The organism is Flavobacterium sp., from assembly GCF_035456225.1.
Classification (GTDB): Bacteria; Bacteroidota; Bacteroidia; order Flavobacteriales; family Flavobacteriaceae; genus Flavobacterium.
In genome coordinates this window covers 1-6,394 of sequence record NZ_DATIDM010000006.1, presented here as the reverse complement: position 1 = coordinate 6,394, position 6,394 = coordinate 1, and the positions used below count along the sequence as shown (strand labels likewise).

Here is a 6,394-nt window from a genome sequence, read left to right as displayed (position 1 = left end):
CACTTTTTTAACTCTTAACAACAGACATAAGACCTCCAGATGATCTTTTTACCGCAATTTCCAATAGCCCAGATCGAAACGGCATCCTTTTTATCCGGCTTTTTCAGCCGGATAAAAAGATATAGTGTAGAGCTGGATTAGCTTCAAATAAAAATATTAATTTTACCGCTATGGAAGCACCTTTAGCCGAACGCATTCGTCCGCAAAACTTATCGGAATACATCAGTCAGTCCCATTTGGTGGGAGAACAGGGTTCCCTGACCCATCAGATTGCCCGTGGTATAATCCCATCCCTTATTTTATGGGGGCCGCCCGGTACCGGAAAGACCACACTGGCACAAATTATGGCACAGGAAAGCAAACGCCCGTTTTATACCTTAAATGCCATCAACTCGGGCGTTAAAGATATTCGCGATGTGATTGACAAGGCCAAACAAAGCGGCGGATTGTTCACGGCTAAAAACCCGATTCTATTCATCGACGAGATTCACCGTTTCAGTAAATCACAACAGGATTCGTTATTGGCTGCGGTGGAAAAAGGCTGGGTAACATTAATCGGTGCCACTACTGAAAACCCAAGTTTCGAAGTCATCCCCGCTTTATTGTCAAGATGTCAGGTTTATATTCTGAATGCGTTTTCGAAAGAAGATTTGGAAGCGTTGCTGCGCAGGGCAATTGAAACTGATGAAATTCTGAAAACAAAAAACATCCAACTTAAAGAAACCGAAGCACTATTGCGACTTTCCGGTGGGGACGGACGAAAACTGCTCAATATTTTCGAACTGATTGTCAATGCTTCCGATTCGGATTCGATTGAAATCACCAATGAGAAAGTGATGCAATTGGTACAGAAAAACACGGTACTGTATGACAAAACCGGTGAACAGCACTATGATATTGTATCGGCGTTTATAAAATCCATTCGCGGCAGCGATCCAAACGGAGCGGTTTACTGGCTGGCCCGAATGATTGAAGGTGGCGAAGACGTGAAGTTCATCGCCCGAAGAATGTTGATACTGGCATCTGAAGACATCGGGAACGCCAACCCAACGGCCTTAATTATGGCCAACAACACTTTTCAGGCCGTGACTACTATCGGTTATCCGGAAAGCAGGATAATTTTGAGTCAGTGTGCGGTTTATTTGGCAACGTCTGCCAAAAGCAACGCCAGTTACATGGCCATCGGAAAAGCACAGCAAATCGTAAAACAAACGGGCGATTTACCGGTTCCGTTACATTTGCGCAATGCACCAACCAAATTAATGAAGGAATTAGGCTATGGTGATGAATACAAATACGCACACGATTTTACCAACAATTTTGCCGAACAGGAATTTTTACCGGAAGCACTTTCCAACACTACCCTTTACGAACCGGGAAACAACGCACGTGAACGTGAATTGCGTCAGTTTCTGAAAAACCGCTGGAACGACAAATACGGGTATTAATGAAAAAGTTATGAGTTGTAAAATTTAAAACTTGATTTCTAGTTTTTCGGAAACCAGTTTCTCATTCTGGTAATACTCAAAAAACCATTCATTGTTTACAGGAAAGACAACTCCCTGCTGACTTTCTTTTTGTCCGATGTAAAAATTAGCCTTCGACGTTTTGAAAAGTTTCATTATTACTTTCGGAGAAGAATCCACTAACTGAAATCCATTCATGATAGGCTGGGCAAAAAGCTGTTTTCCGTTTGCAATAGGCTGAACCAGCTCTTCTTTACTTGGACCTGGCATTGAATCTGTTGTTACAAAGCCTCCTTTTGGGTTGCTTTTTAAATTTTCCAACGATTTCCCGACCATTCTAAAAGCCTGGACATAGGCTTTCGCGTATTCTTTCTCACGGCTCTCCCCTTCTGCAGACACATACACTACCTGATTTTTACAATCTTTAAGTTCAATCTTAATCTTTGTCATAAAAATGGTGTTGTTTTCGACCATATCGGCAAAAAGGGCCCTGCATCGGTTTTCAGCCAATTCCTGTGGAAAGACATCCATATCGTAATAAACCTCATATCCTAGATTTTCAAAGACGGATTTCGTCAATGAATTCATGTTGTACAAGTTTTCTTTATTCAGAAAACTGAACTTTTTCGGAACAATAATGTATTTATAATCACTTACATTTTGCGAAAAGACAAAAGTCGAAAACAACAAAACTGCAAACAAGAGAACTTTTTTCATTTTATAGTATGTTTTTTAATTCGGAAAGATGAAAAATCTGCGGAAAATCATGGGGTTGCTCAATTTTGGATTCGTTAAAAAACAAAGCATCAAGACCAACATTTCTGGCACCTTCCATATCGGCTTCCAAACTATCGCCCACCATCAGGCTCGTAACTTTATCGGCTTTAGCCAACTCCAAGGCATATTCGAAAATTTTAGGGTTCGGTTTTTTTACCCCGGCCATTTCCGAATTGGTCACCGTATCAAAATAATGCTCGATGTTCGCATTTTTCAGCTTCCCATTTTGCACTTCCTGAAAACCGTTGGTTATAATATGCAGACTATATTTTGGTTTCAGATAGTCCAAAACCTCGATGGCACCTTCAAATAAATGATTAAATGTCGGCAGGTACTTTATATACTCTTCAGAAACCAGGTTAATAGTCTCATCATTCATCTCAAAAGGGATCAGATCAAAAACCTCTTTCAATCGTCTGTAACGAAGCGTTATGTGATCGATTTTATCTTCACGGTACAATGCCCAATATTTCATGTTTACCGGAACATAATATTTCAGAAACGCTTCCACATCTACAGCGATATTGTGTTCCACAAAAATCTTTTTAAAAGTCAGTGCCGAATTACGTTCGAAATCCCAAAGCGTGTGATCCAAATCAAAAAAAATATCCTTTTTATTCGCAAATCTCATAATTTAATTTCAATAGCATTAGTAATCCTCTTCATATCTCATCTGCTCCCGATTGCTATCGGAACTTCTTTCTGAATATTCCTTATTTTCCCTTCACAATCACAGCGTCCTCGATGTGATAAATCCAGTCATCCACATTCGAATCATTATAGCGGAAAGTCCCTTCTATAGTTACATATTGATCGGTTCTTAATTTAGGATTTCCTCCTCTGAATTTGATTCCCATTATCGTTTCCGGTCCTGATTTTCCGCAGAAAAAACAAGAAGCGAAGACATTTTTACTCAATGCATAACTTTTATTATCGATGGGAACTATAAAACCGCTCATCACTATGCGTTTCTTTTGCGTCTGTTTCAGTTTTGTATTGATTACCGGAAACTGCACTTCACCGTAGACTTTGTCTTGTTTTTTAAGAAATTTGATTTCCCCCAACAACTTCCAGCTTAAAGTATCCGGATTTTTCTGAATCATGGCAGCAAAACCTTTTTCATTTATCTGACCATGATTTGCCACAGCAGTTTTACCGGACGAATTGCTGAAGGATTCCAAAACCAGGATCATTACTACTAAAACTGCAATTATATATAATTTACGCATTTGACAATGTTTTTGAAATATTGAGTCGGTATGCTTTTATTGCAGGAATAAAGGCTGCCAAAAGTCCGACAAATATAGTTACTAAAAATAAAATCCCTTCTTTCTCCCAAACAAACTCCAATGGATTGAACGCTATTTTAAACTCCTCATCGGAAGAATTGGAAATAAAGACCAATGCTATTCTACCAAGAATTGTTCCAAAGACAAATCCAATCACGCACAAAACAAGACTTTCAATAATGATGGCCTGTAAAAGCTGCAAACGCGATGCCCCTTGAATGCGCAACAACGCGAATTCATATTTACGTTCTTTCAGCGTATTGAATAAAGCGATAAAAATACTTATCCCGGAGATTAACATTATACCATAAGCCAGATATTGTAAGGCCTCCAACCCTATTCCGAAAAGTGTAAACAAACGGTTGATTTCTATTGCCGGTGAAGCCGCCTGCATTTTGGTGTTTTGAGCAATCAGTCTTGGCCATAAAACAATACCCATTTTGTTACGGAATTTAATCAGTACCGCTGTGATTTCTTTTCCTTCTTCTGAATTTATTGATGCCTCATGGTTTGCTTCGCCTTCTTCGTGATCATGCACATCATGCATTGACCAAACGCTCTGGATATTGGAAAGAATCAGATTATCCACAACTTTACCGGTCTTTGATGCAATTCCCACTACCTTGTAAGCCCCTTCTTCATGCTTCTCCCCTTCTTTGGCATCGCCATGGGAACCGAAGAATGTGTCACCAACTGTTAGTTGTAATTTACTTGCGATTTCACTTCCGATGACCACTTCAAACGTTTTGGAGAACATTGCACCTTTTTCGATTTTGCCTCCGAATTTAGCCAAGTAATCGGGTGTGGTTCCTATGATTTTAAACCCTAAATAATTGTCACCGTATGCCAACGGAATAGCCGATTTTACAAACGGATTCTGCATCCAGGTTTTAGCTTCAAGATAATCGATGTTTCCCGTTGGAGCATCCATCTGATACACCGATGACAGCACCAGTTGCAAAGGACTTCCCTGCGCACCAAGCACCAAATCGATATCATCGGCATTACTGGAAAACTGTTCTTCGAATTGTTTCTGCAATAATATCAAAACCGTAATAATAGCCACACTGGACATCAGCAAGATGATGCTTAAGATTGTACTTAACGGTTTAAACCAAGTATTTCGCCAGGCTAATTTTCCAATCATGACAGCGAAATTTGGTTAGTGAATCGCTCTTTCAAACGGGAATCGTGGGTTACAATTACCAGAGCAGTTTTGTATTCTAGGGATAATTTTTCCAGCAAATCGGCCACTTTAAAGGCGTTTTCATCATCGAGACTTGATGTCGGCTCATCGGCTAAAACCACTTTCGGCTCGTTTATCAATGCCCGTGCAATGGAAACACGCTGTTGTTGTCCGACACTCAATTGTGAAGGTAATTTATGCAACTGTTCTTTTAAATCTAGGTGCTCCAATAATGATATTGCTTTCTCTTTTGCCTTTTTTCCAGTCGCCAGCCAAGAAGCCAGCGTCACATTTTCTAAAACAGTAAAAGCTTCGATAAAGTGATTTTCCTGTAAAATCAGACCGATATTTTTCCCTCTGAAATGATCTAACTTTCGTTCCGAAAACTGTTCGATATTGGCATTGTTGATAATCACTTCGCCGGATTCTGCGCGTAATAATCCGCCGAGAATATGCAACAAAGTTGTTTTTCCTTTTCCGCTTCCGCCGGTTATTAAACAAGTCTCACCTTCACTGCAGAGCATGTCAGGAAATTGAAATACTGTTTTCGAATTGTATGAAAAAGTTATTTTTTTTGTGCTTACCAATGTAATACTAATTAACGGCCGCAAGATAATAAAATAGGATTTTAAACCTTCGTTTTTATATAGAACCTAACAGCAATTTAACTAAAAAGACATTTACAAAAATTTACATTTAGGATTTTAGCTCTAGGAATAAAAAAACGGATAGCGAAACTACCCGTTTTAAAAATGCCTTATTAATGTATTATATCATAATTATCCAATGAAACGATTCTGTAATCGAAACTGTCATCCTTTTGCAATTCGCTAATAACGCTGTCTATTTTGCTTTTTGACAACCTGCCTAATTTATATGAATATAAAAAAATGACCGTTTGCTTACTTGAATCCAATTTTAGACTCTTTAAAACCCCAACAGTTGAAGCGTCATCTATTACAATTGTATTATCCTTTTTTTTAAAATGATGATATAGTATTGCAATCTGACCCTGGCAACTTTTAACGGTTAACTGATCAGCGCTTACAAAACTGTTCCCATCAGCTATCCCGTAATAGGTCGACAAATGTTTACCTACAATGTCATTAACCAACAAACTTAACTCGGAATCGCTAAGAAGAAATATTTTATCATTCGAATATTTACCGGAATCAGACAGTTCCTGTAAATATATTTCCCGAGAGTTAAACTTCTTTTTACTATTGGTATGATTATACAAAGAGTCAGCTGATTTACATGAAATCAGAAAAAAAGGCAACATTAATAGTAAAAGAAGACATCGATATATCATTTACAACAATGTTACTTTGACAATTATTTCTTCAGTTGTATATGTTGGAACATATTCTCCTGCTTTAATGGTTATTCCATCATACATTTTATAATCCTCATCAAACCCAAAAGTTTCGAAATCTTCTTCCTTAAACGTTGGAGAAGTCATTGTTTCAATAGGAAAATGCAAAGTCATACTCTCCTGATCTTTCGATAAGACACCTGTAACTAAAACTTTACCTGTTAATGAATTGTAACCTGAAAGCTTACTGCTTCCATTTATGCAAGTTACTGTCCAATGCCCATCCGAACAAATCGAAAACCTACTTGCGCAACCAGTCGATGCACGATGAAACTTAAATCCATCAAATTCATAACTTAAT

8 protein-coding genes are annotated in these 6,394 nt (G+C 38.4%); 1 reads left to right on the top strand and 7 read right to left on the bottom strand.

Annotation, left to right across the window (positions count from 1 at the left end; genetic code table 11):
* Positions 1–170 precede the first annotated feature (170 nt).
* Positions 171–1,448: a replication-associated recombination protein A gene (locus VLB74_RS00305; protein WP_325201477.1), complete on the top strand. Its 1,278-nt coding sequence runs from the start codon at positions 171–173 to the stop codon at positions 1,446–1,448.
* A 24-nt stretch (positions 1,449–1,472) separates the two neighbouring features.
* Here the strand turns inward: VLB74_RS00305 and VLB74_RS00300 are convergent, their stop codons facing one another.
* The 7 genes from VLB74_RS00300 to VLB74_RS00270 all read right to left on the bottom strand — a co-directional run.
* A complete protein-coding gene (locus VLB74_RS00300) occupies positions 1,473–2,183 on the bottom strand; it encodes a hypothetical protein (protein WP_325201476.1) in 711 nt (236 codons plus the stop codon).
* Position 2,184: 1 nt separating this feature from the next.
* Complete coding sequence (locus VLB74_RS00295) at positions 2,185–2,874, bottom strand: YjjG family noncanonical pyrimidine nucleotidase (protein ID WP_325201475.1); 690 nt, start codon at positions 2,872–2,874, stop codon at positions 2,185–2,187.
* An 82-nt stretch (positions 2,875–2,956) separates the two neighbouring features.
* The gene (locus VLB74_RS00290) at positions 2,957–3,472 is read right to left on the bottom strand and encodes a hypothetical protein (RefSeq protein WP_325201474.1); all 516 of its coding nucleotides are present in this window, start codon (positions 3,470–3,472) and stop codon (positions 2,957–2,959) included.
* Positions 3,465–4,679 carry an ABC transporter permease gene (locus VLB74_RS00285; RefSeq protein WP_325201473.1) on the bottom strand — a complete coding sequence of 405 codons (1,215 nt, stop codon included), beginning with the start codon at positions 4,677–4,679 and terminating at the stop codon, positions 3,465–3,467. The genes VLB74_RS00290 and VLB74_RS00285 overlap by 8 nt, the downstream gene beginning before the upstream one ends.
* Positions 4,676–5,242, bottom strand: a complete 567-nt coding sequence (locus VLB74_RS00280) for an ABC transporter ATP-binding protein (protein WP_325201472.1) — start codon at positions 5,240–5,242, stop codon at positions 4,676–4,678. The genes VLB74_RS00285 and VLB74_RS00280 overlap by 4 nt, the downstream gene beginning before the upstream one ends.
* 236 nt (positions 5,243–5,478) lie before the next feature.
* On the bottom strand, positions 5,479–5,958 hold the full coding sequence (locus tag VLB74_RS00275; RefSeq protein WP_325201471.1) for a hypothetical protein: 480 nt from the start codon (positions 5,956–5,958) through the stop codon (positions 5,479–5,481).
* 72 nt (positions 5,959–6,030) lie between these two features.
* Positions 6,031–6,394 (bottom strand): hypothetical protein (locus VLB74_RS00270; protein ID WP_325201470.1); only part of this gene is annotated, 364 nt, incomplete at its 5' end.

What these genes read in the sequence shown, in the direction of transcription:
- VLB74_RS00305 (WP_325201477.1), top strand. Translation starts at nt 171, where the DNA reads ATGGAAGCACCTTTAGCCGAACGCATTCGTCCGCAAAACTTATCGGAA.
- VLB74_RS00300 (WP_325201476.1), bottom strand. Translation starts at nt 2,183, where the DNA reads ATGAAAAAAGTTCTCTTGTTTGCAGTTTTGTTGTTTTCGACTTTTGTC.
- VLB74_RS00295 (WP_325201475.1), bottom strand. Translation starts at nt 2,874, where the DNA reads ATGAGATTTGCGAATAAAAAGGATATTTTTTTTGATTTGGATCACACG.
- VLB74_RS00290 (WP_325201474.1), bottom strand. Translation starts at nt 3,472, where the DNA reads ATGCGTAAATTATATATAATTGCAGTTTTAGTAGTAATGATCCTGGTT.
- VLB74_RS00285 (WP_325201473.1), bottom strand. Translation starts at nt 4,679, where the DNA reads ATGATTGGAAAATTAGCCTGGCGAAATACTTGGTTTAAACCGTTAAGT.
- VLB74_RS00280 (WP_325201472.1), bottom strand. Translation starts at nt 5,242, where the DNA reads ATGCTCTGCAGTGAAGGTGAGACTTGTTTAATAACCGGCGGAAGCGGA.